The organism is Rhizobium sp. BK112 (assembly GCF_014193215.1).
Taxonomy (GTDB): Bacteria; Pseudomonadota; Alphaproteobacteria; order Rhizobiales; family Rhizobiaceae; genus Rhizobium; species Rhizobium anhuiense.
Genome location: NZ_JACHYZ010000017.1, coordinates 51,680 through 77,627, shown reverse-complemented (window position 1 = coordinate 77,627; position 25,948 = coordinate 51,680). Strand labels below are relative to the sequence as shown.

Sequence of the window (25,948 nt, the reverse complement as noted above, 5' to 3'; positions counted from 1 at the left end):
GGGCTTGGAATAGATCAAAGCCTCATGTAAAGAGCCGCCAGAATTCTTAACTTTGTCCGTCTCCAGGCGGGCAGGACTGGACCCATGCAGACAGTATTGATTGTCATCCATCTCATGATCGTGCTCGCCCTCGTCGGCGTCGTGCTCATCCAGCGCTCGGAAGGCGGCGGCCTCGGCATCGGCGGCGGTTCGGGCTTCATGTCGGCCCGCGGCACGGCTAATGCGCTGACGCGCACGACCGCGATCCTTGCGACCCTGTTCTTCCTGACTTCGCTCGGCCTCGGCATTCTGACGCGTTACGAAGGCCGCCCGAGCGACATTCTCGACCGCATTCCGGCAACAAGCGGCCAGGGCAACGGTATTCTCGATTCGCTCGGTGGCGGCGCACAGGCTCCGGCAAGTCAGCCGGCCGGCAACGGCGTTCCGAGCAGCGGGGCTGCGACGCCCGCACCGCAGGCTCCCGCCGCTCAAGCTCCCGTAACTGGCGCTCCGGTGACTCAGGCCCCGGCAGCTACCGCACCTGCAACGACTACCCCGGCAGTTCCGGCCGCGCCGGCTCAGCCCTCCGGTGTCCCGACGGGACAATAAACCGGTCTTCGACATAAACCGCCGGCAGGCCCTCGGGTCTGCCGGTTTTCTTTTGTTCAGATTCCCGCGTCACGCTCCGAAAGTTCTGGAAAAGAATTTTTGGGCTGGTGGAATCGTTTTTGAAAAGGTATCCGGTGAATCCCATGGCGCGATACGTATTCATCACTGGCGGCGTGGTTTCCTCTCTCGGAAAAGGAATCGCGGCCGCGGCTCTCGGAGCGTTGCTGCAGGCCCGTGGATATCGGGTCAGGCTTCGCAAGCTCGATCCCTATCTGAACGTGGACCCGGGCACCATGAGCCCGACCCAGCACGGCGAGGTCTTCGTCACCGACGACGGCGCGGAAACCGATCTCGATCTCGGTCACTACGAACGCTTCACGGGGCGTTCGGCGACCAAGACCGACAACATCACCACCGGCCGCATCTACAAGAACATCATCGACAAGGAACGGCGCGGCGACTATCTCGGCGCGACGGTGCAGGTCATCCCGCACGTCACCAACGAGATCAAGGATTTCGTTGTCGAGGGCAATGACGACTACGACTTCGTCATCTGCGAGATCGGCGGTACGGTCGGCGACATCGAGGCGATGCCGTTCATGGAGGCGATCCGCCAGCTCGGCAATGACCTGCCGCGCGGCACCGCTGTCTATGTCCACCTGACGCTCATGCCCTATATTCCGGCGGCCGGCGAGCTCAAGACCAAGCCGACCCAGCATTCGGTGAAGGAACTGCAGGCGCTCGGCATTCATCCCGATATCCTGCTGGTGCGCGCCGACCGTGAAATTCCGGAGGCAGAGCGCCGCAAGCTGTCGCTGTTCTGCAACGTGCGTCCGTCCGCCGTCATCCAGGCGCTCGACGTCGCCAACATCTATGACGTGCCGATGGCCTACCACCGGGAAGGTCTCGACGACGAAGTGCTCGCCGCATTCGGCATCGAGCCGGCGCCGAAGCCGCGCCTCGACCAGTGGGAAGAGGTCTGCAATCGGATCCGCACGCCGGAAGGCGAGGTAACGATCGCGATCGTCGGCAAATACACCGGCCTCAAGGATGCCTATAAGTCGCTGATCGAGGCGCTGCATCACGGTGGCATCGCCAATCGCGTCAAGGTCAAGCTCGAATGGATCGAATCCGAGGTCTTCGAAAAGGAGGATCCGGCGCCTTATCTCGAAAAGGTGCACGGCATCCTCGTGCCGGGCGGCTTCGGTGAGCGCGGTTCGGAAGGCAAGATCCATGCGGCCCGCTTTGCCCGCGAGCGCAAGGTGCCGTATTTCGGCATCTGCTTCGGCATGCAGATGGCGGTGATCGAGGCGGCGCGCAATCTTGCCGATGTGCCGGCCGCATCCTCGACGGAATTCGGCCCGACGAAAGAGCCGGTGGTCGGCCTGATGACCGAATGGATCAAGGGCAACGAGCTGCAGAAGCGGACAGCGGCCGGCGATCTCGGCGGCACGATGCGCCTTGGCGCCTACAAGGCGGCGCTGAAGAAGGGCACGAAGATCTCGGAGATTTACGGCTCAACCGATATTTCCGAGCGTCATCGCCATCGCTATGAGGTCAATATCGACTACAAGGACCGGCTGGAGAACTGCGGCCTCGTCTTCTCCGGCATGTCGCCGGACGGCGTGCTGCCGGAGACGATCGAATATCCCGATCATCCCTGGTTCATCGGCGTGCAGTATCACCCGGAACTGAAGAGCCGGCCGCTCGACCCGCATCCGCTGTTTGCCAGCTTCATCGAAGCGGCGACGGAACAGAGCCGTCTCGTCTGATGAAAGTCGCACCAGATCGCGCGGTTAGGCGCGATCTGGATTAGGTCCGGATGCTCTGCCGGATCAACCTTCAAGCCGCGGCCGGCAACGGCCCGATATAGACAGAACGCGGGCGAATCAACCGGCCGTCGAGCGCCTGTTCGCGCGCATGCGCCAGCCAGCCGACGGTGCGGCCGATCGCAAAGACCCCGGTGAAGGCTTGACGCGGAAAGCCGAGGGCTTCGAGCAGCAGCGCGGTATAGAACTCGACATTAACGTCGAGCGGCCGGTTCGGCTTGCGCGCCTTGAGGATCGACAATGCAGCAGCCTCCACCGCTTCCGCCAGCGCGCTGCGAGCCCTGTTGACCTGTCCGGTTGATATCAGCGGCTTCAGTGCGCCCTTCAGCGCATCGGCACGCGGATCGCGGACACGATAGATACGGTGGCCGAAGCCCATCAGCCGTTCGCCGCGGTCGAGCGCTTCGCCGAGCCACGGGTAAGCGTTTTCCGCCGTTCCGATTGCATCCAGCATGTCGAGCACGGGACCGGGCGCGCCGCCATGCAGTGGTCCTTTCAGTGCGCTCAGTGCTGCGAGCACGGACGAGGTGAGGCCGGCCTGTGTCGAGGCGATGACGCGCGATGCGAAGGTCGAGGCGTTGAGGCCATGGTCTGATATCGTCACCAGATAGGCGTCGAGTGCCGCCGTCTGCTCTCTGCTCGGCAATTTTCCGGTCAGCATGCGCAGGATATCGGCCGCCTGCGGCAGCGAAGCGTCGGGCGCGATCGGTTTTTTGCCGCGCTGCATGCGCAGAACCGCCGGAAGGAAGACTGCGGGCGCCGCCAGAAGGCTGAGCGCGGTATCGAAATCCTCGCCGTCGGGCAGCCGGGCGATCAGCGCTCGCATCGCATCGACCGGAGGCAGGGCGAGCAGTGCGGCATCGGCAGCCTTGATATGGTCGAACACCCCGGTTCGCGCTTTGGCGAGCCAGCCGCGCAATTCGGCTTCATCGAAGCTTCGTTCCATCAGCCCGTCGAGCAACAGGACGGCGACGCCTTCATAGGTACCGTCTGCGACCAGATGATCCAGCGATACGCCACGGATGATCAGCCGTCCCGCTTCGCCATCGACATCCGAGAGCTGCGTTTCGGCGGCGATGACATCTTCCAAGCCATTCGTCATGTTGTTTTCTCCTTTACGCCACGGATGATCCGACCTAGTCTCATTGACGTCAATCTTGATGTAAATGATCAATATGAGGTTCCGATGTCGTGGCTGACCGCCGAGGAGGCGCTACAGGCGCTGAAGACCAAGCCGCAGACGCTCTACGCCAATGTCAGCCGCGGGCGCATCCACGCCAAGCCCGATCCCTCCGATCCGCGCCGCAGCCTTTACCAGGCCAGCGACGTGCAGAGGCTTGCCGAACGCCATGCCGGCCGCCGCAAGGCCGAAACGGTTGCGGCCGAGACGATAAGGTGGGGCGATCCGGTTCTCCCCTCGGCAATCTCGACCATCACAGGCGGACGGCTTTTCTATCGCGGCCGGGATGCGGCCGATTTCGCTGACGTCGCGACGCTGGAGCAGACGGCAGCACTGCTCTGGAACGGCGCGGAAGCCTTCCTCTCCGGGAGCAGAACCGGAAATACCTCTCCGTCGCTTCAGGCGGCCTTCCGGGCGTTGGCAGGACGGGTGACATCCGATCTGCCGTCGCTCGGCCGCTCACAGGCCGCACTTCGCCGTGAAGCAGGCGGGGTTCTCTGCACCCTCGCCGATGCGCTGGCCCCGGGGCCGCCGGAGCAGCCGTTGCATCTGCGGCTTGCTGCCAGCTGGCGGCGGCCGGATGCTGCCGATTGCCTGCGCCGCGCGCTGGTGCTGATGGCCGATCATGAACTCAACGCCTCCACCTTCGCGGCGCGGGTCACGGCATCGGCGGGTCCGGCCCTTTCCGCCGCCGTGCTTTCGGGACTGGCGACGCTGACAGGACCGCTGCATGGGGCCGCCTGGCAGGGCGTCGACGCCTTGATCGAGGCAGCAGCCGCCCTTGGGGCGGAGCAGGCGATCCGCCGCACGCTTGCCCAGGGCAATCGCCTGTCGGCCTTCGGCCATCCGCTCTATCCCGATGGCGACATCAGGGCTCTGGCGCTGCTGCCGCACTTTCCCCTGCCGCCGCAGTTTGCAGCGGTTCGGGAAACCGGCGAGGAGATGGTCGGCGAGAGGGTCAATGTCGATTTCGCGCTTGCTGCGATGGCAGCCGCTTTCGATCTCCCGAGGGAGGCGCCGATCATCATTTTCTCGCTTGCCCGTTCCGCCGGCTGGCTTGCGCATGCGATGGAGCAGATCGACAGCGGCGAATTGATCCGGCCGCGGGCGCGTTATGTCGGACCGGCACCTGAAACGGACCGCAGAACTTAAGAATTCCGCCACTTCGCTTTTTTGCCTAGGGAAATATCCGAATTCGGCTATCATGCCGCACATGGAAGAAGACGGTTGGCGGGGCGCTTTCGAAAAGCTGTCCCGCGCGGTCAAGGGGACTTTCCATGGATAGGACGCTTCGTAGCCTGCTTGCCGCCGCACTCGCTGTCGGCCTCATTCCGCATGGGGCGGCCGTTGCGCAGTCTGCCGGCTGCACGGTCTCGCGTGATGCCGGCGCCCGCCAGGTGCTCAGTTGTCCAGGTGGTGTCACGGTAACGGCGGAGGCCGGCGCGGTCTACAGCCTCGTCGACCGCAACCGGGACGGCAGCCCTGATTCGGCGGCGTTGCGCCGCAAGGCGATCCTCGTCGATGTCGACAGCACGCAGCATGCCGGCGGTTTCCAGGTCGTGACGCCGCAGGCGATCGCCGCCGTGCGCGGCACTCAATGGGCTGTCGATGTCGCGGGTGGCAAGACCTCGGTGCTGGTCGTCAGAGGCAGCGTCGCGGTCCGCCGGCCGGCCGGCGAGCCGGTGGTGCTGTCGCCGGGTGAGGGCGTCGATGTCAGCGGCGGAACCGAACCCCTCGTCGTGCGTCGCTGGCCGGCGCTGCGCGCCGCCGCCCTTCTTGCCCGCCTCGGCCAATAAATCCTATGAACCATCGCCTGCAGACTGTGATCGCGATGCTGCTCGCCGGTCTTTGGGCGGCAGCACTCGGCTATACCAATCTTAATGCCGGAAGCGGCATTCTCGACCGGATGGAGGCCTCGCTTGCCGATATCCGCAGCGTCATCGTCGGGGCGAAGACACCGCCTCCTGTTGTCTCGATCGTTGCGATCGACAACCGCACCGCCGGGGCGCATGGTTATCCCCTAAATCGGGCGACGCTTGCGCGCCTCATCGAGGCGATCACCGCGCTGAAGCCGAAAGCCGTGGCCATCGATATTCTGCTGGTCGATCCGGGGCCGGAGGAGGGCGACGCGGCACTGACCTCAGCCCTTCGCCGGGGACCGAGCGTGATTGCGGCTGCGGCCACCTTTGCACAGAGTCGGCAGCGCGTGAGCGATACCGCCGACGATCCGCTTGCCGCCATCCCTGAGGCAAACCAGCTTCTCCTGCCGCTTCCCCGTTTCGCCGAGGCAGCCGCGGTCGGCATCGTCAATGTCGCAACCGACCAGACCGGCACGCCGCGCTTCATTCCGCTGATCTCGCGTACCGCAGAGCGGCTGGATCCGGCTTTTCCGCTGCGTGTCGCTTCAGTGGCGCTCGGAGTCAATCCCACCATCGAACCCGACGCCATCATGCTCGGAAAGCTGCGCATTCCCACAGATATCGGCCAGCGGCTGCCGGTGACCTTCTACGGCGGCCACGGCAGAATCGCCACCTTCAGCGCCGCCGATGCATTGGATGGCAAGCTTTCGGCGGATGCGATCGCCGGCCGCATCGTCGTCATCGGTTCGACGGTCACCGGTGGCGGCGACGTCTTTCCGACGCCGTTCGATCCCGTCATGCCAGGTGTCGAGGTAATGTCGACGGCGATTACCCATCTCGTCACCGGCGACGGCATGGTGCGCGACCACAGGATAAGGCTGATCGATGCCGCCACCGCCATCGGTCTGACGGTCGTGCTCGTTTCGCTGGTCGCCTGGCGCCGCAGTGCGGCAGGCTATGTCATCATCGTGCTGACGCTCATCGTCTGGGCGATGCTCAATCTGTCGGCCTATGCGCATGGCTACTGGCTGAGTGCGGCGCTGCCGATCGCCGCAGCGCTGCCGCCGGCGCTGATCTTCGGCGCGGCCGAACTCTGGCGCGACCGTGGCCGCGCCCGCCATTATGCCGAACAGAGCGCGCTCCTGCAGCGCATCGAGGCGCCCGGCCTCGGCGAGTGGCTGGCGCGCGATCCGAATTTCCTCGCCACGCCGGTGCGCCAGAACGCCGCCGTCATCTTCATCGATCTCTCGGGCTTTACCGGCCTCAGCGAAACCGTCGGACCGGTGGCGGTGAGCAAGGTGCTGAGCGGCTTCTTCGAACTGATCGATGAGGAGGCGCGCGCCCATGGCGGCGCCATCACCAGCTTCATGGGCGACGGGGCGATGATCCTGTTCGGCCTGCCGGAACCCTCCGATGACGATGCCGCCCGGGCTGCTGCCTGCGCAGTGAGCCTGTGTGAGCGCACGCGGGCCTGGCTTCAAGCGCATGCGGGCTTCGCCCAAAAGAAGATCGGCTTCAAGGTCGGCGCCCATTGCGGGCCGATCGTCGCCTCGCGTCTCGGTACCGGCGACCGGCAGCAGATCACCGCGGCAGGCGACACCATCAATGTCGGCAGCCGCCTGATGGAAGTGGCCGCCCGCCATGGCGTCGAGCTGGCGTTGAGCGCCGAAATCGTCCGCGCGGCAGGCCCCGACAGCATGCTTGCGCAGTCCGGCCGGATGGAGGGACCGTTGGAAACGACGCTGCGCGGCCGGGCGAGCCACATCGACGCGTGGCTGTGGCGTAGCCGCACGCTTTGACAATCGCCGCGGGAGCGGTTAGGAACGGCGCAAATACCCCGCCGGCTGGCTCCGGCCATGGCGCAGTCACGCGCCTGACAGCTCCGAAAGATCGAACCCATGACAGAATTCAACGGCGTCGTCCCGGCGATCGCCAAGGCGTTGCAGAAGCGCGGTTACGCCGAACTCACCCCGGTGCAAAAGGCGATGCTCGATCCGGCGCTCGCCGCTTCCGATGCGCTGGTCTCGGCCCAGACCGGTTCCGGCAAGACTGTCGCCTTCGGCCTGGCGCTGGCGCCGACGCTGCTCGAAGGCCGAGAGCGCTTCGGCAATGCCGGCGCGCCGCTCGCCCTCGTCATCGCCCCGACGCGCGAGCTTGCCCTGCAGGTGAAGCGTGAGCTCGAATGGCTCTACGAAATGACCGGCGCGGTGATATCAAGCTGCGTCGGCGGCATGGACATCCGCAGCGAGCGTCGCTCGCTCGAGCGCGGCGCCCATATCGTCGTCGGCACGCCCGGCCGGCTCTGCGACCATATCCGCCGCAGGGCGCTCGATATGTCTGAGCTGAAGGCTGCCGTGCTCGACGAGGCCGACGAGATGCTCGATCTCGGCTTCCGCGAGGACCTGGAATTCATTCTCGATTCGGCGCCGGACGAACGCCGCACTTTGATGTTTTCGGCAACGGTGCCGGCGGCGATCGCCAAGCTTGCCAAGAGCTACCAGCGCGATGCCGTGCGCATCAGCACCGCGGCCGAGGAAAAGCAGCATGTCGATATCGAATATCGCGCGCTCATGGTGGCGCCCAGCGACCGCGAGAACGCGATCATCAACGTGCTGCGCTATTATGAGGCGACCAACGCCATCGTCTTCTGCTCGACGCGCGCTGCCGTCAACCATCTGACTGCGCGGTTCAACAACCGCAATTTCGCCGTGGTGGCGCTTTCCGGTGAGCTGACGCAGAACGAGCGCAGCCATGCGCTGCAGGCGATGCGCGACGGACGTGCCCGCGTCTGCATCGCGACCGACGTCGCCGCCCGCGGCATCGACCTTCCGGGTCTCGATCTCGTCATCCATGCCGACCTGCCGACCAATCCGGAAACGCTGCTGCACCGCAGTGGCCGCACCGGCCGGGCCGGGCGTAAAGGCATCAGCGCCATGATCGTGCCGCTGAACGCACGTCGCAAGGCCGAGCGCCTGCTCGAAAATGCCGGAATTTCGGCTGCCTGGGCGCGGCCGCCTTCGGCCGAGGAGGTGAGCGAGCGCGACGACGAACGTCTGCTTGCCGACCCGATCTTCAACGAAACACCGCAGGAAGAAGAACAGGGGCTGGTGCAGCAGCTTCTCGCCAGCCACGGCGCCGAAAAGCTTGCCGCCGCCTTTCTGCGTCTATACCGCACCAATCATTCGGCGCCGGAGGATCTCATTGAGGTTACCGTGCAGGACGAGCGCAACCGCAAGCGCCGCGACAATGCCGAGCCGTACGAGCCTGCGCAGAAGGGACCGCGTGAGGATTTCGGCGCCAGCGTCTGGTTCTCTATCTCGGTCGGGCGCAAGCAGAATGCCGAGCCGCGCTGGCTGATCCCGATGCTCTGCCGCAACGGCAATGTGACGAAGCGCGAGATCGGCGCGATCAAGATGCAGCCCGAGGAAACTTTCGTGGAGATCGCCGCGGCGAGCGCCGAAAGCTTCCAGGCGGCGATCGGACCGAACAAGGCACTCGAACGCGGCATCCGCGTGACCCGGCTTTCGGGCACACCGGATTTCAGCCGGGCGCCGTCGCCGAAACCCTATGCCGGCAAGCCATCCCGTGACGAGCGCCCGGACGACTCGTTCCGCAGCGAGCGCCCGAAGAACAAGTTCGGCAAGGGTCCGGGCGGCGGATATGCTGCGGCTGACAATGCCGGCGGGGAAACACGGGACAGCAAGCCCTGGAGCAAAAAGCCGGGCAAGCCTGCTTTCGATGGACCCAAATCCGACAAGCCGAAATTCGACAAACCGAAATTCGAAGGCGCCAGATCTGAGGCCCCCAGATATGAGGGCAAGGGCGGCGGACCGAAGGCCAAATTTTCAAAAAAGAAGCCCGGCTGATCTTGCTGCTACAGCGCTGGATGCTGCAGCAGTTTGAATCGCGGGACCCCTTCGCCAGTTCGGGCGAAGGGCCTTGGGTCGTATTCCTCGGGGAGCTCCTGTGATGGTGGAAACAACGATCCTCAGCGTTCCGGTTTTCAGTATGCTCTGCAATGAGGCCTTCCGGCTGCGGCGTGCCGTTTTCGTGCATGAGCAGAAGGTTCCCGAAGCCGAAGAATTCGATGCCGACGATCTCAGCGCCCACCATCTCGTCGCCCTCACGGCGGGCGAAGTCTCCGGCACGCTGCGGGTCATTTACGCCGAGGAACATGTGAAGATCGGCCGTGTCGCGGTTGCCCACCCATGGCGCGGGCGCGGCATCGCGGCTGATATGATCGGGCGGGCGATGGACCTGCATCGCAGCGCGCGCGACAACCGCTTCTATCTCACAGCGCAGGCCGGCAAGCTACCGCTCTATGAACGTTTCGGTTTCGTCGCCTATGGCACGGAATTTCTCGATGGTGGCATGCCGCATCTCGCCATGAAGAACTACTGAACCATCGGGCTCAGCCAGGCAGGAGAGACAATGAAACGCCCGGTCATCTCGCAACCCGATCCAGTCGCCTTCATCAAGGCCAATCTGCCGATATCAGCCGTTCCCTGCATTCCCGAGATCCGGCTGCATACCGCAGGCCCCGCGAGCGGGCTCTGGCGGCTTGCAGGCCCCGGAGAAGCCGATCCGGCGCCTTATTGGGCCTATCCCTGGGCCGGCGGCGCTGTGCTTGCCCGCCATCTGCTCGACCAGCCGGAGACGGTCGGGGGCCGCCGTGTCCTCGATCTCGGCGCCGGCTCCGGGCTCGTCGCCATCGCGGCGGCCAAAGCCGGCGCAGTGGCGGTGACGGCGGTCGATATCGATGCCAATGCCATTGCCGCAACCGGCCTCAACGCGGCGATCAATGATGTGAACATCGTGGCCGTCGCCGCCGATATCATCGATGAACCGCCGCCGGAGACAGACCTTCTCGTGGTTGGCGACCTGTTCTACGAACCCGCCCTTGCCTTGCGGGTGATGGCGTTCCTGTCGCGCTGTCAGGCAAGCGGCATCGAGGTGCTGATCGGCGATCCCGAGAGGGCCTATCTGCCTCAGGGAGAATTGAGTCGAATCGCGACCCATGCCGTTGCCGATTTCGGCGCCGGCACGGGCGGCGGGGCGGTGCCGGCAGGGGTCTTCACGCTCCGGCACCAGTTGAAGGCGGGGATTATGCCAGGAGGTCAGGCCGCAACAGCATGACCGGGCAGGGTGCGCCGGCCGGCAATTCACCCGCATGCGGCGGGCGGATGACGAGGCAGTCGGCCGCAGCGAAGACCTTCATCATCGAGGAATCCTGCTTGCCGAATGGTTCGGCGATCCAGCCGCCCGTGGCCGATTTCGCCAGTCTGGCGCGGAGATAATCCTGGCGATGATCGTTGGCTCGCAGCGATATGGCTGTCTCGGCTGTCGCCTCGCGCCGCACCGGCGGCAGCGATGCGAGCCGGCGGATCAGCGGCTCCAGGAACAGCAGGCTGCAGACCAGGCTGGAGACCGGATTTCCGGGCAGGCCGAGCACGTGGATCGGCCCGAGACTGCCGACCATCAGAGGCTTGCCCGGCCGCATGGCGATCTGCCAGAAATCGAGTTCCATGCCGGCAGCCGTCAGCGTCGCCCGCACTAGATCGTGGTCACCGACGGAGGCGCCGCCGATCGTCACGATCACATCGGCGCCGGCCGCCTCAGCCTTGCCGATCGCGGCGGTGATGGCTGCCTGGTCGTCAGGCGCAATGCCAAGATCGAGCACCTCGGCGCCGGCCTTGCGGGCGAGGGCGGCAATGCCGAAACCGTTCGAGGCGATGATCTGCGCCGGGCCGGGTTGGCTGCCTGGCGGCAACAGCTCGTCGCCGGTCGCAAGGATGGCGACCAGCGGCTTGCGTCGTACCTCCACCGTTGCATTGTTCATGCCGGCGGCAACCGTCAGCCGGGTGAAATCGAGTATCGTGCCTGCCGGCAGCACGGCTTCGCCCTCGACGAAATCCTGTCCGCGCGGGCGCACATGCTGGTTCTGACGCACGGGGAATGTCGTGCGGATGGTGCCGTCGTCCAGCCGTTCGGCATCCTCCTGCAACAGCACGCTATCGGCGCCCGAGGGAACCGGGGCGCCGGTGAAGATGCGAACAGTCTCGCCCTTGCCGACCTCGCCTTCGAAGGCACGGCCGGCAGCCGAGGTGCCGATCAACCTCAGCACGGCGCCGGGCTCCGGTGCATCGTCGCGGCGCAGGGCATAACCATCCATAGCGGAGGAATCGAACGGCGGCTGCGTCAGCTTTGACGTGAGATCGCGGGCTAGCACACGGCCCTCGGCCTCGGCAAGGTCGAGCGTCTCGGAGGTTTCGACAGGTTTGGCGCGCGACAGCAAGCGGTTCTGCGCCTCGGCGACGGGCAGCAGGCTCATCGACCGGCCTCCGGATGACGGAAATCGCCTGACTTGCCGCCGGATTTTTCCAGCAGCCGGATGCCACCGATTTCCATCGTCCGGTCGGCAGCCTTGGCCATGTCGTAAATGGTGAGACAAGCGACTGATACGGCCGTCAGCGCTTCCATCTCGACACCGGTCCTGCCGGTCAGCTTGGCCATGGCCGTAACGCGCAGGCCGGGAAGAGCGGCGTCCTCTGATATATCGACCGTCACCTTGGTTAGCATCAGCGGATGGCAGAGCGGGATCAGATTGGCGGTCTGCTTGGCGGCCATGATGCCGGCAAGGCGGGCGGTGGCGATGACGTCGCCCTTCTTGGCGTTGCCGTCACGGATCAGCTTCAGGGTTTGCTCGGCCATGCGCACGTGGCCCTCGGCGGTGGCGATGCGGACCGTTTCCGCCTTGTCGCCGACATCGACCATATGGGCTTCGCCGGCAGCGCCGATATGGGTCAGACGGGGCTTCTCGCTGCCCATCTCACTCGGCCGCCAGCACGGCTTCGCCAAAGAGCAGTGCGCGGGTGGCGGCCGCCACGTCGTCCTTGCGCATCAGGCTTTCGCCGACCAGGAAGGTGTTGATGCCGCTGGCGGCCAGCCTTTTGCAATCGGCATGGGTGAAGACACCGCTTTCGCCGACCAGCAGCCGGTCGTCCGGCACCATTGATGCAAGCGCCTCGCTGACGGTGAGGCTGACCTCGAAGGTGCGGAGATTGCGATTGTTGATGCCGACGAGCGGCGAAGAGAGCTTCAGCGCCCGCTCCATCTCCTCGGCGTCGTGGACCTCGACCAGAACGTCCATGCCGAGGTCGAAGGCTTCGTCCTGCAGGCGCTCGGCTTCATCATCCGACAGCGAAGCCATGATCAGCAAGATGCAGTCGGCGCCCCAGGCGCGGGCCTCGTGCACCTGATAGGTCTCGAACATGAAATCCTTGCGCAGTGCCGGCAGCGCGCAGGCCGCGCGGGCGGCCGTTAGAAATTCCGGCGCGCCCTGGAAGCTCGGCCTGTCGGTCAGGACGGACAGGCAGGCGGCACCGCCGGCCTCATAGGCGCTCGCCAGCGACGGCGGATCGAAATCCGGACGGATGAGACCCTTCGAGGGGCTCGCCTTCTTGATCTCGGCGATGAGGCCGAAATTGCCGGCATCACGCTTGGCCACGAGCGCCTTGTGAAAACCGCGCGGGGCGGATTGACCGGCCTGCATCGCCTTCAAGTCGGCGAGCGACACCGTCGCCTTTGCGGCGACAATCTCTTCACGCTTGTAGAGTTCGATCTTCTTCAGGATATCGGTCATCGGGCAATCCTAGTCGATATCGTTGGAAACGGCGATGAGTTTGTCGAGGGCGAGCGCGGTGGCGCCGCTATCCAGCGACTGCGCGGCAAGCGTCATGCCGTCGCGGATCGTCCCGGCCTTGCCCGCGATGACCAGTGAGGCGGCGGCATTGGCGAGCGAGACATCGCGATAGGCATTCTTGGCGCCGCCGAGCACCTCGCGAAGCGCTGCGGCGTTGGCAACACCGTCACCGCCCTTGATGTCGGCGAGCACGCAAGGGCTGACGCCGAAATCGGCGGGCGACAGCTCGAAGGTGCGGATCTTGCCGTCCTCGAGCGCCGCGACTTGTGTGACGCCGGTGGTGGTGATCTCGTCGAGGCCGTCGCCATGGACCACCCAGACGCATTCGGAGCCGAGATCGCGCATGACTTCGGCGAGCGGCACCAGCCATTGCGGCGAGAAGACGCCGAGCAGCTGGCGTCGGACGCCGGCCGGATTGGAGAGCGGGCCGAGCAGGTTGAAGATCGTGCGCGTGCCGAGTTCGACCCGGGAGGGGCCGACATGGCGCATGGCGGAATGATGCATCTGCGCGAACATGAAGCCGACGCCGGCCTCCGCGATGCAGCGGGAGATGATCTCGGGGCTGACATCGAGCTTGACGCCGAGTGCGGCCAAATTGTCGGCCGCGCCCGATTTCGAACTCAGCGCCCGGTTGCCGTGCTTGGCGACGGGGACACCGGCGCCGGCGACGATCAGCGCCGCCAGCGTCGAGATATTGTAGGTGCCGCTGGCATCGCCGCCGGTGCCGACGATGTCGATCGCATCGGCCGGCGCCTCGACGGCCAGCATTTTCGCGCGCATCGCGGTGACGGCGCCGACGATCTCATCGACGGTTTCGCCGCGCACGCGCAACGCCATCAGGAAGCCACCGATCTGCGAGGGCGTCGCCTGGCCCGACATCAGGATGTCGAAGGCGGCGCGAGCCTGGTCACGCGTCAGCGGCTCGCGGCTTGCGGCCTTGGCCAGGAACGGCTTCAGATCGGTCATAAGGCCTCCTAGCGGACTGTCGCCTGTTCGGCGAGCTTCTGGTTGATCTGCGCGCCGTATTGCGTCTGCAGCAGGTTGACCATCTGATCGAGGATGTCGTCGCCGGCGGCATTGGCCATGGCGGTGATCTGGGCATCGCGGTTGTTCAGGACGTCGCCGGTCGGCTCACTGTTGACCTCGGTGACCTTCATCAGGATCTGCGTCGAGGGATCGGCGCCCACGGCGCTCGCGACCGTATCGACCGGGCCGGAGAAGGCGGCGGTGACGCCGGCGCGGCCGAGCACCGGATCGTCGGTGGAGCGGGTGACACCGCTCTTGCTTTCGACGGCGATGCCGAGCGGCGTTGCGATATCGGCAAGTGCCGTGCCCTTCGCCGCCTCGGCCTTCAATGCGTCGGCCTTCTTGGCGAGCTCGGCCTTCTGCTGTTCGGCGGTCCAGTCCTCGACGGCCTTTTCGCGCACCTCGGCGATCGGGCGATCGCGGTCCGGCGTGATTTCAAGGACGTTGAACCAGACATAGCCGTCATTGCCGATCGGCAGCGGCGGCGCATCGACGCCGACCTCGGTCTTGAAGGCTTCGCCGAGCAGCTGCTGCTTGGCCGGGAGATCCTTGACCTCTTTGCCTTCCTTGTCGGCGCCGGTCATGTCGACGGCATCGACGGTGACGGCCTGAAGCTTCAGCTGACCGGCGATATCCTCGAGCGTGGAACCTCCGGCGCGCAGGTCTTCGATGCGGTCATGAACGTTGATCACCTCCTGAGAGGCGTTGGAAAGCGCCAGCTGCTTGCGGATATCCTCCTTCACCTCGTCGAAATTCTTCACCGTTTCCGGCTTGATGTTGGTGATGCGCAGGATGACGGCCCCGAAGGAGCCGTCGACCACAGGCGTCGTGCCGCCATCGCGCGAAACCGCGAAGGCTGCATTGGCAACGGCCTGGTCGGGAACCTTGTCCTTGGTGAATTCGCCGAGCAGCACGTCGCTTGCCGTCTTGCCCTGGTCGGAGACCAACTGATCGAAGCTGGTGCCGCTCTTCAGCGCCGTTTCGGCGGCGGCGGCAAGATCCTTGCTGGCGAAGGTCAACTGTTCGATGGTGCGGCTTTCCGGTGTGCGGTAGATATCCTTGCTCTTGTCGAACGTTTCGTGGATCTGATCGTCGGTGACGGTTGCAGCGTCGGCAATATCGGCGGGCTGCAGCTTGAGATAAATGAGCTTGCGGTATTCTGGCGCCCGATAACGCTGCTTGACACCTTCGAACCACGTCGCCAGCACGTCGTCGGCGGGCGCCTTGATCGGCTCGATATTGGCGTTGGTGAGCAGCAGGTAATCGACACTGCGGCTTTCATTGCCATAAAGCTTCAAGGCGTCGACCAGCGTCTTCGGCGCGGTGAATCCGTTCGAGATGGCATCGACGACCTGGCTGCGGACGGCGACCTTGCTGCGCTCCTTGATGTAGTCGTCCTGGCGGATGTTGGCATTGCGCAGGCGCGAGACAAAGAGCTCACGGTCGAACTGGCCGTTGACGGCCTTGAAAGCCGGATCGTCGGCGATCAGCTGGGCGAGGCGATCCTCCGACAGGCCGAGGTTCATGTCTTCGGCTAGCTGATCGAGCGAGGCGCCGGCCACGAGCTGGGCAAGCACTTGCTGCTCGATGCCGAAGGCGCGGGCCTGCTCGGGGGTGAGGCGCATGCCGAACTGCTGGCTGAGGCTTGCCACCTGGCGCTGATAGGCGAGGTGGAATTCGTTGACGTCCACATGCTGATCGCCGACGGTCACGACCGTGGTGCTGTTGCCGCCCGTTAACAGCTCATGCGACACGCCCCAGACACCGAAGGAGACGACGAGCAAAAGCAGCAGGAGCTTGGCAACCCAGGTCTGAGCAGCTCTTCTCAGGATATGGAACATGGAAACGCAAACCTCGCAGTATCATTGAGCCGCGCGCCGGCGGACATTCGACGTTCCTTAAAACAAACCCGACAGGAAATGAAGGGTTTGTCGCGCGAAAAGCTGCACAAGGCGGCTGCCCGGCCGCGGCGGCTTTGCGGCGAACAAAAGATCGGTTGCGGCGGAACTTTTCGGGCCGCCATTTCGTTGAAGCGGCATCCCATGAAACAGGAGCAGACCATGGCAGAATTGAAAACCGCTTCCGCCGAATCCACCGCCGCGCGTGTCAAGGCTGATATCGCAGCAGACGATCTGTCGGCGCAGGTCGCAGCCCTTCGCAACGATCTCTCCCGGCTGACGGAAAGCGTTGTCGCGCTGGGGCAGGGCGCAAAATCGGCGGTGACGGACGAGGCTTCGGTAATGACCGAACGGCTGCGCGACAAGGTGCGCGAAGAACCGCTCATGGCACTCGCGGTGACGGCAGGCATTGCCTATGTGTTCGGCCTGCTCAGCCGCCGCTGAACGGGAATTCAGAGCTCAAGAAAAAGCCGGACGTCATCAACGCCCGGCTTTCGATATGTCTAACGCGCAGATTGAGGCCAGCGGCCGGGGTCAGCGGCGGATGAGACGGCCGATGAAAATCAGGATGCAGGCACCGATAAAACCGGTGATCAGATAGCCCAGCCAACCGGCAAGCGGCTGGATGTGTAACAGACCCAGGATCCAGTTGGCGACAATGGCGCCGACGATGCCGAGCAATATGTTCATGAGCAAGCCCATGTTGCTGCTCATGACCTTTTCCGCCAGCCATCCGGCGATACCGCCGATGATGATGGCTGCAATCCAACCCACGCCTGCGTTTTCCATGGTTATCTCCCTCCTGGCAAAACGAGTCACAGAATGCACGAAACGAGAGGAAGTTCCACTCCCAGTTACCGAGATTGCTTGCGGGTTCAGCAACTTATGTGACTCAGGGCTGCAGCACGGTGACCGGGGAGTTCAGCACGTAGGCGGCTATCTGAAACAGCAGGCCTGATATGGCGAGAATTGCGAATCCCAAAGGCATGATCAGACTTTTCGTAAACATCTTTCCTCTCCCCTATGCTTAAAGCATAAGCTGAAGCGGACGACGCGCAAGATTATTACTAATAAATAGTTAAGCGCTGCATTTGAGTAAAACTTAAGATATCAAAATGACACAACCTGTTCTTTTGCGACACGGATTAATAAATACTCGAATAGCTGGCGACGAGTCGTGCGATAGATGACTAGTGAATGTTTTTCTTGCTTTGAAAAGACTGCGGTCAAACTCGCGATGACAAACAATGCCTCCGGGGGAGTACACTTCAATATTTTACGGCGTTTTGGGATTAACCCAACCCATCGGCCGTTCGCTCCGTTGGAAATACGCAGGATTAATTCCGTGGCGGGGCGAAATTTGTTTCCAGGCGCAAATGAAGCAATTCCGGTGATGGACGGAGTTCAGAATAACTTCGCCGTCATGCCAGCCCCGACGGATTGATTTTGCCACGAAGCGCATCATTTTATCCAGAAGCCATTCGATCCGGGGGAAACACTCGATGTCAAAAGCTGCAATCGCCATCGCCTGCATCTGCCTGCTCACCCTTTCCGGCTGCGGCAATACCGCATACGGGCTGAAGAAGGATGGACAGGAAGCGAGCCACGCAATGGACAACGCGACCCATCGGGTGCTTTCGGCCGGCGCCAAGAAGTGATGCGTATTAATCGCTAAAAAAGCCCGCCAGGGGTGAGGCGGGCTTCAAATAACAGGGAGAATGGACGGATGGAAGCCGTCTCGTCTAATAAAGCATTTCCTTAAGCGTATGGCTTTACGTCATTCGACGTAGCCGCGACCGGCAACGATCCGATGCGACCATGACTCGGAATCGAATCAGAAGTTGCCCCAGTTCTGGGCGCGGGCACGGGCGCGAATAATCCGGTATTCGCGACCGCCATAGAGCGAGCCGATTGTCAGCAGAAGTGTCAGAACGTCCCAGATGATATGCATGTTATCCTCTTAGGTTGGACGGCTCTGCCGTCGATCGGTGAAGCTACAATAGCAATCTTTCGAATGTGCTTATATGACAAGAAATCGGGATAAGCGGAAAAGCGGGCAGGGCGCTCCCGCAGAGGAGAGGCGGCGTCACCGCCTTGGAGCAGCAAGGTGAACAGATTACCGGACGGCGGCCGATGACGATTTTTTCCGTCCGCCACATAACGTCCTATCGTTACGTCAGGGCGGTCGATTTCGGCGAGCATCGCCTGATGTTCCGGCCGCGCGACAGTTTCGACCAGCGGCTGATCGAAGCGTCGTTGACGACCTATCCCGAGGAAAGTCATGTCCGCTGGATCCACGATGTTTTCGGCAATTGCGTGGCGCTCATCGATATTTCGAGGCCGGCGTCCGAGCTTCGCTTCGAAACCTGGATCACCCTCGATCATACGCCCCAGGTCGCCCTGGATCTCAAGGTCGACGAGGCGGCCCTGATTTATCCATTCTCCTACGACAAGGAGGAGATTGCCGATCTGACGCCGGCAATGCAGCGCCATTATCCCGATCCGAACGACGAGGTCGGACGCTGGGCACGGCAGTTCGTGCGCCAGGGGCGTCCGACGGAAACCGGGCATCTGCTGATGACGCTCTGTTACGCCATTCGGGAAAGCTTCGTCTATCAGCGCCGGATGGAACACGGAACACAGACCCCGGTGCAGACCTTGCAGCTTCGCTCCGGCACCTGCCGGGATTTCGCGCTTTTGATGATGGAGGCCGCCCGCGTCCTTGGGCTCGCGGCGCGCTTCGTCACGGGCTATGTCTATGTTCCCGACCGGGACGGCTCCACGGTGCTCGGCGGCGGTTCCACCCATGCATGGTGCCAGATCTATCTCCCCGGCGCCGGCTGGGCGGAGTTCGATCCGACCAACGGGATCGTCGGCAACCGCGATCTCATTCGTGTCGCGGTTGCCCGCGATCCGCGCCAGGCAGTCCCGTTGAGCGGCAGCTATGATGGCGACGGGGCGGATTTCGACAGCATGACGGTGCAGGTCAACGTCACCACGAGATAATCTCGATTCTCTCCGAGGTAATCCGGATTACCTCCGAGATAATCTTCCGGGGCAATCTCGGATCACCACCAAGTCTCTGTATGGTGACAGTTGTCCCTTGCGGGAACCGGGTAGCGCGATCAACGTTCCATACTCACCTCCGCACATGCGGAGCCGCGATAGGGAAGCCACAATGAAGATACGCGCCGGGTTTCATCTGGGCTACGAATGCACGCAACCAACGCCGATGCTGCTCGTCCTCAACATCCATCCCTCTCGGCGCGCCGATCTGCTGAGTGAGCAGGTCCTGACATTCGACCGGCCGATCGAGGCCTGGGAATATACCGACGGGTTCGGCAATGCCTGCAGCCGGATCGTCGCCCCGCCGGGACTGACGACCATTTCCACGGAATTCGAGATCTACGACAGCGGGCAACCCGATATTGTTCCCGATGATGCGGTCCAGCACGCGATCAATGACCTGCCGGACGATGTGCTGGTTTTCCTGCTCGGCAGCCGCTATTGCGACACCGACAGGCTGGCAGATTTTGCCTGGGCAACCTTCTCGTCGACGTCGCTCGGCTGGACGCGCGTCCAGGCAATCTGCGATTTCGTCCACGACCATATCACCTTCGATTACCAGAAGGCCGACCTCCTGCGCACCGCCCATGGCGGCTTCACCGATAAGGCGGGCGTCTGCCGTGACTTTGCCCATCTCGCCATCGCGCTGTGCCGGTGCATGAATATCCCGGCCCGATATTGCACCGGCTATCTCGGCGATATCGGCGTACCGATCGATCCCAATCCGATGGATTTCAGCGCCTGGTTCGAAGTCTTTCTCGGCGGCCACTGGCATACGGTCGACGCCCGCCACAATACGCCGCGCATCGGCAGAATATTGATGGGAACCGGCCGCGACGCCACGGATGTCGCGATGTCGACGGCCTTCGGGCCGGCAACGCTTTCCCGTTTCGAGGTGATCACCGAGGAAGTGCCGCAGGAGGCACCCAGGAACGATTGATGGTGGGCGACGGAGCTCCTATGCCTTCTTCAAAAACTCGGTTTTCAATACGAGACCTTTGACCTGCTTGGTGCTGCATTCGATCTCACCGGGATTGTCGGTGAGGCGAATGCCCTTGACCAGCGTTCCACGCTTGAGCGTCTCTGAAGTTCCTTTGACCTTGAGGTCCTTGATCAGCGTTACGGAATCGCCGTCGTGAAGCTGGCTTCCGTTGCTGTCTTTTACGATAATGTCGTCAGCCATGATGTCCTCGCTTGTTGATGCGAGACGGGAAATCACGGCGACATGGCATAGTCAACCTCAGGCGGCCTTCAATCACGTAGCCGCGCAGACATCCCGGACACACTCGCGCAGCCAGCGATGGGCGGGATCGGCATCCATCCTGGGGTGCCAAAGCAAGGAAATCGTGATCTCACACGTCGGAACGGGCAGGGGAAAACTATGCATCCCCGCGCGCAGCGATTCCGTGTGACGCTCGGGCACGCTGGCGATCAGATCGGAGGTTCGGGCGAGCGCCAGCGCCGTCGAAAAGCCGCCGACGATCGTGGCGACCTGCCTGTCCAACCCCAGCGCATTCAGGGCTTCATCGATCGGCCCCTTGTCGAGCCCGCGCCTGGAGACAATGATGTGCCGGCCGGCCGCGTAACGGGCAGGCGTGATCTCGCCTTCGCTGAGCGGATGGCCCCTGCGCGCCACGCCGATGAAACGGTCCCGGAACAAGGCCTGCGCCCGCACCTCCGGACTGGTCGTATCGCCGACGACGCCGGTTTCGAGATCGACGGTACCGTCGCGTAGCGGGGTGCTGTCCTTATCCGGCTTCTGCATGAAGCGCAGCCGGACGCCTGGCGCTTCCCGGCTGAGGCGGGCGATGAGATCGGGACCGAAATTCTCGGCGAAGCCTTCGCTGCTGCGCAGTGTAAACGTCCGGACCAAGCTTTGGAGGTCGAGCGCCTCCAAGGGCCGCAGCACCGCCTGCGCCTCCTCGACGACCCGACCGACCCGCTCGCGCAGTTCCAGCGCCCGTGGCGTGGGAACGAGGCCGCGGCCGGCGCGCACCAGCAGCGGATCGCCGGTCGTCTCGCGCAATCGGGCCAGCGCCCGGCTCATCGCCGACGGGCTCAGCCGCAGCCTTCGGGCGGCGCGCGCAACGCTGCCTTCTGCAAGCAGGACGTCCAGGGTGACGAGCAGGTTGAGATCGGGTGTCGACATGCATCCCATATAACATGGTTTCATCATGATGTGGCGTTAGACGCATGAATGAAATGCAAATCGTGCGCCTTCCGCCACGCCACGCAGCGGACTAGCTTTTCATCGGCTCCATTCGGGCCCACGGAAAAGGAGGCCATTGTGAAACCAGTCATTGCAGAGCGAGGCGAGGCCGTCGCCGAACGCATACCCTCCGTCCGCTGGGCGCTTGCCAGTCTTTCCCTATCCATGCTGCTGCCATCGCTCGGCACCAGCATCGCCAATGTCGGTCTGCCGACTTTGGCGCAGGCATTCGACGCCACCTTCCAGGATGTCCAGTGGATCGTGCTCGCTTATCTGCTCGCCATCACCACCCTGGTCGTCAGCGTCGGACGGCTCGGCGACATCACCGGCCGCCGCCGGCTGCTGCTCATCGGCATACTGCTCTTCACGCTGGCCTCAATCCTCTGCGGCCTGGCGCCGACACTCTGGCTGATGATTGCCGCGCGTGCGGTGCAGGGCCTGGGCGCCGCCATCATGATGGCGCTGACCATCGCCTTCGTCAGCGAAACGGTGCCGAAGGCGAAGACCGGGAGCGCCATGGGGTTGCTCGGAACCATGTCGGCGATCGGCACCGCTCTTGGGCCTTCGCTTGGCGGGTTCCTGATCGCCGGGCTCGGCTGGCCGGCAATCTTCCTCGTCAACGTGCCGCTCGGCGTGCTGAGCTTCGTTCTCGTCCATCGCTATCTGCCCGCCGATCTCAGCAAGGGGAAGGCGAATCGGACCAGCTTCGATACGATGGGCACGCTGGTGCTTGCCCTGACGCTGTCAGCCTATGCGTTAGCGATGACGATCGGGCGCGGCAGTTTTGGTCCGCTGAACATTGCCCTGCTGCTCACGGCCGTCTTCGGCGCCGGTCTGTTCGTGTTCACCGAGGCGAGAACGGCATCGCCGCTGGTCCGCTTGGCGGTGTTCCGCAACCCGGTGTTCAGCGCCAGCTTGGCGATGAACCTGCTCGTTGCAACGGTGATGATGGCGACGCTGGTGGTCGCGCCGTTCTACCTCTCCCACGCGCTCGGGCTCGATCAAACTCTCGTTGGGCTCGTCATGTCGATAGGCCCTGTCATCTCCATCTTGAGCGGAATCCCGGCCGGCCGCCTGGTCGATCGTCTGGACGCATCATTCGTGGTTATCGCCGGGCTCGTCGCCATGGCGGCGGGCTCCGTCGCCGTGGCCGTGCTTCCCGGCATTACAGGCTATATCGCTGCCATCGCCATGCTGACGCCAGGCTATCAACTGTTCCAGGCGGCCAACAACACCACCGTCATGGCCGACATCAGCCCCGACCAGCGCGGCGTCATCTCCGGCGTGCTCAATCTGTCGCGCAATCTCGGACTGATCACCGGCGCTTCCGTCATGGGCGCCGTCTTCACTTTCTCTTCGGGAGCGCACGATATTGCGGCGGCGCATCCCGACGCGGTTCACTCAGGCATGCGGATCACCTTCGCCGTCGCGGCAGCGCTGATTGTCGTTGCGCTCGCCATTGCGACCGGGACTTGCCGGAGCCGCCGAGCGCTCGGGGAGAGTTAGCCCGACCCTCATCGGCCGCCGAGCGAAACTCAGACCAAGGTCCGATCTGTCCCGGACTTCATGCCGATACCAAAGCTTCGGTCGCTGCAATAGGTTTTGCGGACTTTGGTGGAGTTTGCGGAGCTATTGCTGTGACCAAGATCATTGTTGCGGGGATGATACTTATGCCAGTAATCTTCTGGGGTTCTGTTGGCGTCCTGATATACTCGCACCTCTCGTGAGGGCACTCACCAGAGCAATTCCAGGATCTGTGGCTCCTCGTAGAGGATCGGGCTGCTCGGACGCCGAGGGGCCTGATCGTGAAGGAATGTCTGATGAAAATTTTGGCGGAGAATGCCGCTCAGCTGGAAGGTTGAACCAAGCCAAACTCGCTTCAAGGCTGCAGCGAGAACGTCTTTGCGACGCCGGCTCAGAGGACGGCCACGTGATCTCGTGGCAGCGACGTGACGTCAATCTGCCGCCCGACCCCATTCTTAAGTTAATGGCAGTCGCGTCCTGCTGCAGCCTGTATATCATCTCATCGTCAACGCAAAGGATCAGTGCGACCACGGCAACGCGCAGCTGCCCGCCTAACGTATGGCGAAGTAAAGCTGCGCTTCATATTGTTCATCCGGCGTCGGCATACGGGTTTCAACCAATGGAAATTTCGCGCCGCGCCGTCGCATGACTATGCCGCCAAGGTTTCCTTTTTCTTCGGAAGGGAAAGGCGCCCATTCAGTCGAGCAACTCATCCAGGAAAGCCATGCAAAAAGCTTCAAGCGAATTATCTCCAAATGACTTTGGGCAGTTTCGCTGACTTGTTCGCAAGTGAATATCCCAGCAACGTCGAGATGATTGAAATCGCGCCAAAAGACAATCGTGATTTTTTGGGAGATTGCCCGCGAGCGTCAGGGCGAGCAGAATCATTGGGGCAACAGCAAAACGGAAGCCTGCGATACCGCGCCGATGCTACTGAGACGGCATCCTACCGTTAAGGTAAGGGCGCAATTCCCGAGCGGAAATCGGAAATTATATAACAAAATCAATATGAAATGGCGGAAGAGGTGGGATTCGAACCCACGGTACGGTTTCCCGCACGCCGGTTTTCAAGACCGGTTCCTTAAACCACTCGGACACTCTTCCATCTGATTGAAAAGGTTAAGAAATCGACATTTTGTTGATTCCAGCAACCGGTCATTGCTGCCGATTTGCGACCCAATCATTCGATGGCTGGCTTTTTAGCAGCTTTGATCGCAGCGTCAACGTGCTCTGCAGCATTTGCCGGCATCTCCGCTATGATGGGCAAATAGCTCTGGAGAGAACCGACCTTCAACCGTTCTTCAGCCTGCGCGAGCCTGTGCCAGTTCCGGCGCAAGGAAGCTGCTGGTCAACCCGGCACTGCTAAACAATTCAACCCTGTTACGGCCGTTGTTTTTGGCAATGTAGAGCGCCTGATCTGCACGTTTCTGGACGTCTTGGTCGGTCAGACCCGCTTCCCAAAGTGCCACGCCTGCGCTGACGGAAGGGGTGACCTGATTTCCTTCGAAGACAAGGCTGACGGCGCTTACCGCCTCGCGTATCCGCTCAGCGAGCGCAAAAGCGGAAGATTGCGTTTGGCCGCGCAGAAAGAGGCTGAACTCCTCGCCGCCCAGCCGGCCGAACACGCAGGAAGGGGGGACATTCTGTGCAATTGTCCGAGCAACATTTATGAGAACGACATCGCCTTTGTCGTGCCCGTACATATCGTTCACACGCTTGAAAAAGTCGATATCGATGAGGACGAAGGCGTCTCCGGGGCCGAGGCTTTTCGGAAGCGAATTGAAGAAATGCTGCCGATTGGGAATGCCGGTCAGCATATCGGTATTTGCAAGTCTGGTAAGCTTCTCTTCGGCTCTCTCCTGCACGAGCACGAGCACAAACAGCGCCACCGCGAAATGACAGATGATCAGCAAAAAGAATGCGTAGCGCGGAGGAAGGGGCGCATCGTTCGGAAAGACGAAGCCGACGACCACCAAAACGGAGAGAGACGTCGCCACCCATATGGATGCGGAAAGACCGAGCCGCGCGGTAAGGCGCTCGTGGAAGAAGTCGCGGGCGATCACGAAACCTGACAAGGCAAGCAGGACGGCGGCGCTGCCGTTGAACACCGATGCTCTCAATCCGTTGTTCAAATACCATGGCGTTTTCACCGCACTCAGCGTCAGGACGACGGGCAGGAGTAACGGCCACCAGTCTCGTAAAGAGTTTTGACGCCGGCTGAGGCCGAAAAGCCCAACCGCCATGAGCCCATAACCATTGGCGCCGAGTGAAAAACTCCAGAACGTCCTGGCATCGCCGGACATATGAAGGCTCTCATCCAAACCAGCGAGCGTTGAGGCGATCGCAAGCAAAGAGAAACTGCCGGCAAGTACGCCAAGCCCTGGCGTCGCTCCGGAGCGCCATCTCACGTAAAAGAAGCAGATTGCTCCGACGATGAAGGAAGACTTGTGTAGAAGAAGGACAGTCGCAAGATCCATTGCCGGAACCCGATATGAGATGAGAAGCGGGCTCCGAATAACGGCTAAAATCTACTTTTCAATGAACGCGGAGTGACCTTTAGACGTCAGTATTCGCGGTGCTTCCGGAGACTGGCGATAGGAAGCGTTGAGCGGCCTGTTCCTCCCGCTGGAAATGACTCGCCTTCGCCCCGGCTTGAGCGTTTACTGTGCTATTCTGGCGGAGGACACACACCATGGCCATGTATCTCACGCGCTTCAGCTACACGCCCGAGACATGGGCGCGCATGATCGAAAACCCCGAGGATCGCCGGGAGGCGGCACGCAGCTATATTGAATCCGTAGGCGGAAAGCTCCACGGGTTCTGGTACGCCTTCGGCGAGCATGATGGTTGGAATCTTTGGGAGGCGCCTGACAACGTCTCGATGGCGGCGGTCGCACTGGCTATCGGCGCAGGAGGCGCGCTCAGCGCGATGGAAACCACTGTCCTCCTCAGCGTCGAGGATACGATCGAAGCGTTGGAAAAGGCGAAGTCGGTTCGATATCGTCCACCGGCAGCGTAATAAGCAGGGGCCGAATGCCAGCGAGCCCTCCGCGGCTCTCCGCGTAAA

25 protein-coding genes and 1 tRNA gene are annotated in these 25,948 nt (G+C 62.7%); 14 read left to right on the top strand and 12 right to left on the bottom strand.

Annotated elements, in window-relative coordinates:
* Positions 1–84: 84 nt before the first annotated feature.
* Together secG and FHT75_RS31485 are read left to right on the top strand one after the other, a co-directional pair.
* Complete coding sequence (secG, locus tag FHT75_RS31490; RefSeq protein ID WP_047615256.1) at positions 85–588, top strand: preprotein translocase subunit SecG; 504 nt, start codon at positions 85–87, stop codon at positions 586–588.
* A 143-nt stretch (positions 589–731) separates the two neighbouring features.
* Positions 732–2,360 (top strand): CTP synthase, encoded by a 1,629-nt coding sequence (locus FHT75_RS31485; protein ID WP_047615254.1) that lies wholly within the window; start codon positions 732–734, stop codon positions 2,358–2,360.
* A gap of 70 nt (positions 2,361–2,430) precedes the next feature.
* Here the strand turns inward: FHT75_RS31485 and FHT75_RS31480 are convergent, their stop codons facing one another.
* Positions 2,431–3,519 (bottom strand): citrate synthase/methylcitrate synthase, encoded by a 1,089-nt coding sequence (locus FHT75_RS31480; protein ID WP_063473950.1) that lies wholly within the window; start codon positions 3,517–3,519, stop codon positions 2,431–2,433.
* 84 nt (positions 3,520–3,603) lie between these two features.
* On the opposite strand from FHT75_RS31480, the gene FHT75_RS31475 reads away from it, so the two are divergent.
* The 6 genes from FHT75_RS31475 (at position 3,604) to FHT75_RS31450 (ending at position 10,592) form a co-directional block, all read left to right on the top strand.
* The gene (locus FHT75_RS31475) at positions 3,604–4,749 is read left to right on the top strand and encodes a citrate synthase (protein ID WP_063473951.1); all 1,146 of its coding nucleotides are present in this window, start codon (positions 3,604–3,606) and stop codon (positions 4,747–4,749) included.
* A gap of 125 nt (positions 4,750–4,874) precedes the next feature.
* Complete coding sequence (locus FHT75_RS31470; RefSeq protein WP_183845449.1) at positions 4,875–5,393, top strand: FecR domain-containing protein; 519 nt, start codon at positions 4,875–4,877, stop codon at positions 5,391–5,393.
* A gap of 5 nt (positions 5,394–5,398) precedes the next feature.
* Positions 5,399–7,255: a CHASE2 domain-containing protein gene (locus FHT75_RS31465; RefSeq protein WP_183845450.1), complete on the top strand. Its 1,857-nt coding sequence runs from the start codon at positions 5,399–5,401 to the stop codon at positions 7,253–7,255.
* Positions 7,256–7,354: 99 nt separating this feature from the next.
* Positions 7,355–9,322, top strand: a complete 1,968-nt coding sequence (locus FHT75_RS31460) for a DEAD/DEAH box helicase (protein ID WP_063473954.1) — start codon at positions 7,355–7,357, stop codon at positions 9,320–9,322.
* Positions 9,323–9,422: 100 nt separating this feature from the next.
* Complete coding sequence (locus FHT75_RS31455) at positions 9,423–9,857, top strand: GNAT family N-acetyltransferase (RefSeq protein ID WP_082849670.1); 435 nt, start codon at positions 9,423–9,425, stop codon at positions 9,855–9,857.
* Between the two features lie 30 nt (positions 9,858–9,887).
* Positions 9,888–10,592, top strand: a complete 705-nt coding sequence (locus FHT75_RS31450; RefSeq protein WP_063473956.1) for a class I SAM-dependent methyltransferase — start codon at positions 9,888–9,890, stop codon at positions 10,590–10,592.
* On the opposite strand, the gene glp is transcribed toward FHT75_RS31450, so the two are convergent.
* Genes glp through FHT75_RS31425 form a run of 5 tightly spaced genes read right to left on the bottom strand, consistent with a single transcriptional unit; the run spans position 10,561 to position 16,025 of the window.
* Complete coding sequence (glp, locus tag FHT75_RS31445) at positions 10,561–11,787, bottom strand: gephyrin-like molybdotransferase Glp (RefSeq protein ID WP_063473957.1); 1,227 nt, start codon at positions 11,785–11,787, stop codon at positions 10,561–10,563. The genes FHT75_RS31450 and glp overlap by 32 nt on opposite strands.
* Positions 11,784–12,284 (bottom strand): cyclic pyranopterin monophosphate synthase MoaC, encoded by a 501-nt coding sequence (gene moaC, locus FHT75_RS31440; RefSeq protein ID WP_047615240.1) that lies wholly within the window; start codon positions 12,282–12,284, stop codon positions 11,784–11,786. Before moaC ends, glp begins: the two co-directional genes overlap by 4 nt.
* A gap of 1 nt (position 12,285) precedes the next feature.
* Positions 12,286–13,098 carry an indole-3-glycerol phosphate synthase TrpC gene (gene trpC, locus FHT75_RS31435; protein WP_063473958.1) on the bottom strand — a complete coding sequence of 271 codons (813 nt, stop codon included), beginning with the start codon at positions 13,096–13,098 and terminating at the stop codon, positions 12,286–12,288.
* Positions 13,099–13,107: 9 nt separating this feature from the next.
* The gene (gene trpD, locus FHT75_RS31430) at positions 13,108–14,124 is read right to left on the bottom strand and encodes an anthranilate phosphoribosyltransferase (RefSeq protein ID WP_063473959.1); all 1,017 of its coding nucleotides are present in this window, start codon (positions 14,122–14,124) and stop codon (positions 13,108–13,110) included.
* Between the two features lie 8 nt (positions 14,125–14,132).
* Positions 14,133–16,025, bottom strand: a complete 1,893-nt coding sequence (locus FHT75_RS31425) for a peptidylprolyl isomerase (protein WP_063473960.1) — start codon at positions 16,023–16,025, stop codon at positions 14,133–14,135.
* 219 nt (positions 16,026–16,244) lie between these two features.
* On the opposite strand from FHT75_RS31425, the gene FHT75_RS31420 reads away from it, so the two are divergent.
* Complete coding sequence (locus FHT75_RS31420) at positions 16,245–16,526, top strand: hypothetical protein (RefSeq protein ID WP_047615451.1); 282 nt, start codon at positions 16,245–16,247, stop codon at positions 16,524–16,526.
* A gap of 90 nt (positions 16,527–16,616) precedes the next feature.
* On the opposite strand, the gene FHT75_RS31415 is transcribed toward FHT75_RS31420, so the two are convergent.
* Positions 16,617–16,871 (bottom strand): GlsB/YeaQ/YmgE family stress response membrane protein, encoded by a 255-nt coding sequence (locus FHT75_RS31415; protein WP_047615234.1) that lies wholly within the window; start codon positions 16,869–16,871, stop codon positions 16,617–16,619.
* A gap of 713 nt (positions 16,872–17,584) precedes the next feature.
* On the opposite strand from FHT75_RS31415, the gene FHT75_RS31410 reads away from it, so the two are divergent.
* From FHT75_RS31410 to FHT75_RS31400, 3 genes are all read left to right on the top strand, one after another.
* Positions 17,585–17,740 (top strand): hypothetical protein, encoded by a 156-nt coding sequence (locus FHT75_RS31410; protein ID WP_018495827.1) that lies wholly within the window; start codon positions 17,585–17,587, stop codon positions 17,738–17,740.
* 475 nt (positions 17,741–18,215) lie between these two features.
* Positions 18,216–19,088 carry a transglutaminase N-terminal domain-containing protein gene (locus tag FHT75_RS31405; RefSeq protein ID WP_028759137.1) on the top strand — a complete coding sequence of 291 codons (873 nt, stop codon included), beginning with the start codon at positions 18,216–18,218 and terminating at the stop codon, positions 19,086–19,088.
* Positions 19,089–19,260: 172 nt separating this feature from the next.
* Positions 19,261–20,088: a transglutaminase-like domain-containing protein gene (locus tag FHT75_RS31400; RefSeq protein ID WP_028759138.1), complete on the top strand. Its 828-nt coding sequence runs from the start codon at positions 19,261–19,263 to the stop codon at positions 20,086–20,088.
* A gap of 18 nt (positions 20,089–20,106) precedes the next feature.
* On the opposite strand, the gene FHT75_RS31395 is transcribed toward FHT75_RS31400, so the two are convergent.
* The gene (locus FHT75_RS31395) at positions 20,107–20,331 is read right to left on the bottom strand and encodes an alkylphosphonate utilization protein (protein WP_003559525.1); all 225 of its coding nucleotides are present in this window, start codon (positions 20,329–20,331) and stop codon (positions 20,107–20,109) included.
* A gap of 72 nt (positions 20,332–20,403) precedes the next feature.
* Positions 20,404–21,297 (bottom strand): LysR family transcriptional regulator, encoded by an 894-nt coding sequence (locus FHT75_RS31390; RefSeq protein ID WP_047615449.1) that lies wholly within the window; start codon positions 21,295–21,297, stop codon positions 20,404–20,406.
* 138 nt (positions 21,298–21,435) lie between these two features.
* Here FHT75_RS31390 and FHT75_RS31385 point away from each other — a divergent pair, with 138 nt between their 5' ends.
* Entirely contained in the window at positions 21,436–22,863 is a 1,428-nt protein-coding gene (locus FHT75_RS31385; RefSeq protein WP_097623424.1) for an MFS transporter, read from the top strand.
* 569 nt (positions 22,864–23,432) lie between these two features.
* Here FHT75_RS31385 and FHT75_RS31380 read toward each other — a convergent pair.
* The 3 genes from FHT75_RS31380 to FHT75_RS31370 form a co-directional block, all read right to left on the bottom strand.
* Entirely contained in the window at positions 23,433–23,621 is a 189-nt protein-coding gene (locus FHT75_RS31380) for a hypothetical protein (protein WP_028758518.1), read from the bottom strand.
* A gap of 274 nt (positions 23,622–23,895) precedes the next feature.
* A tRNA-Ser gene (locus FHT75_RS31375) sits at positions 23,896–23,985 on the bottom strand.
* Between the two features lie 197 nt (positions 23,986–24,182).
* Positions 24,183–25,358 (bottom strand): GGDEF domain-containing protein, encoded by a 1,176-nt coding sequence (locus FHT75_RS31370; protein WP_025554796.1) that lies wholly within the window; start codon positions 25,356–25,358, stop codon positions 24,183–24,185.
* Between the two features lie 215 nt (positions 25,359–25,573).
* On the opposite strand from FHT75_RS31370, the gene FHT75_RS31365 reads away from it, so the two are divergent.
* Positions 25,574–25,900, top strand: a complete 327-nt coding sequence (locus tag FHT75_RS31365) for a GYD domain-containing protein (protein WP_025554797.1) — start codon at positions 25,574–25,576, stop codon at positions 25,898–25,900.
* Positions 25,901–25,948: the final 48 nt, after the last annotated feature.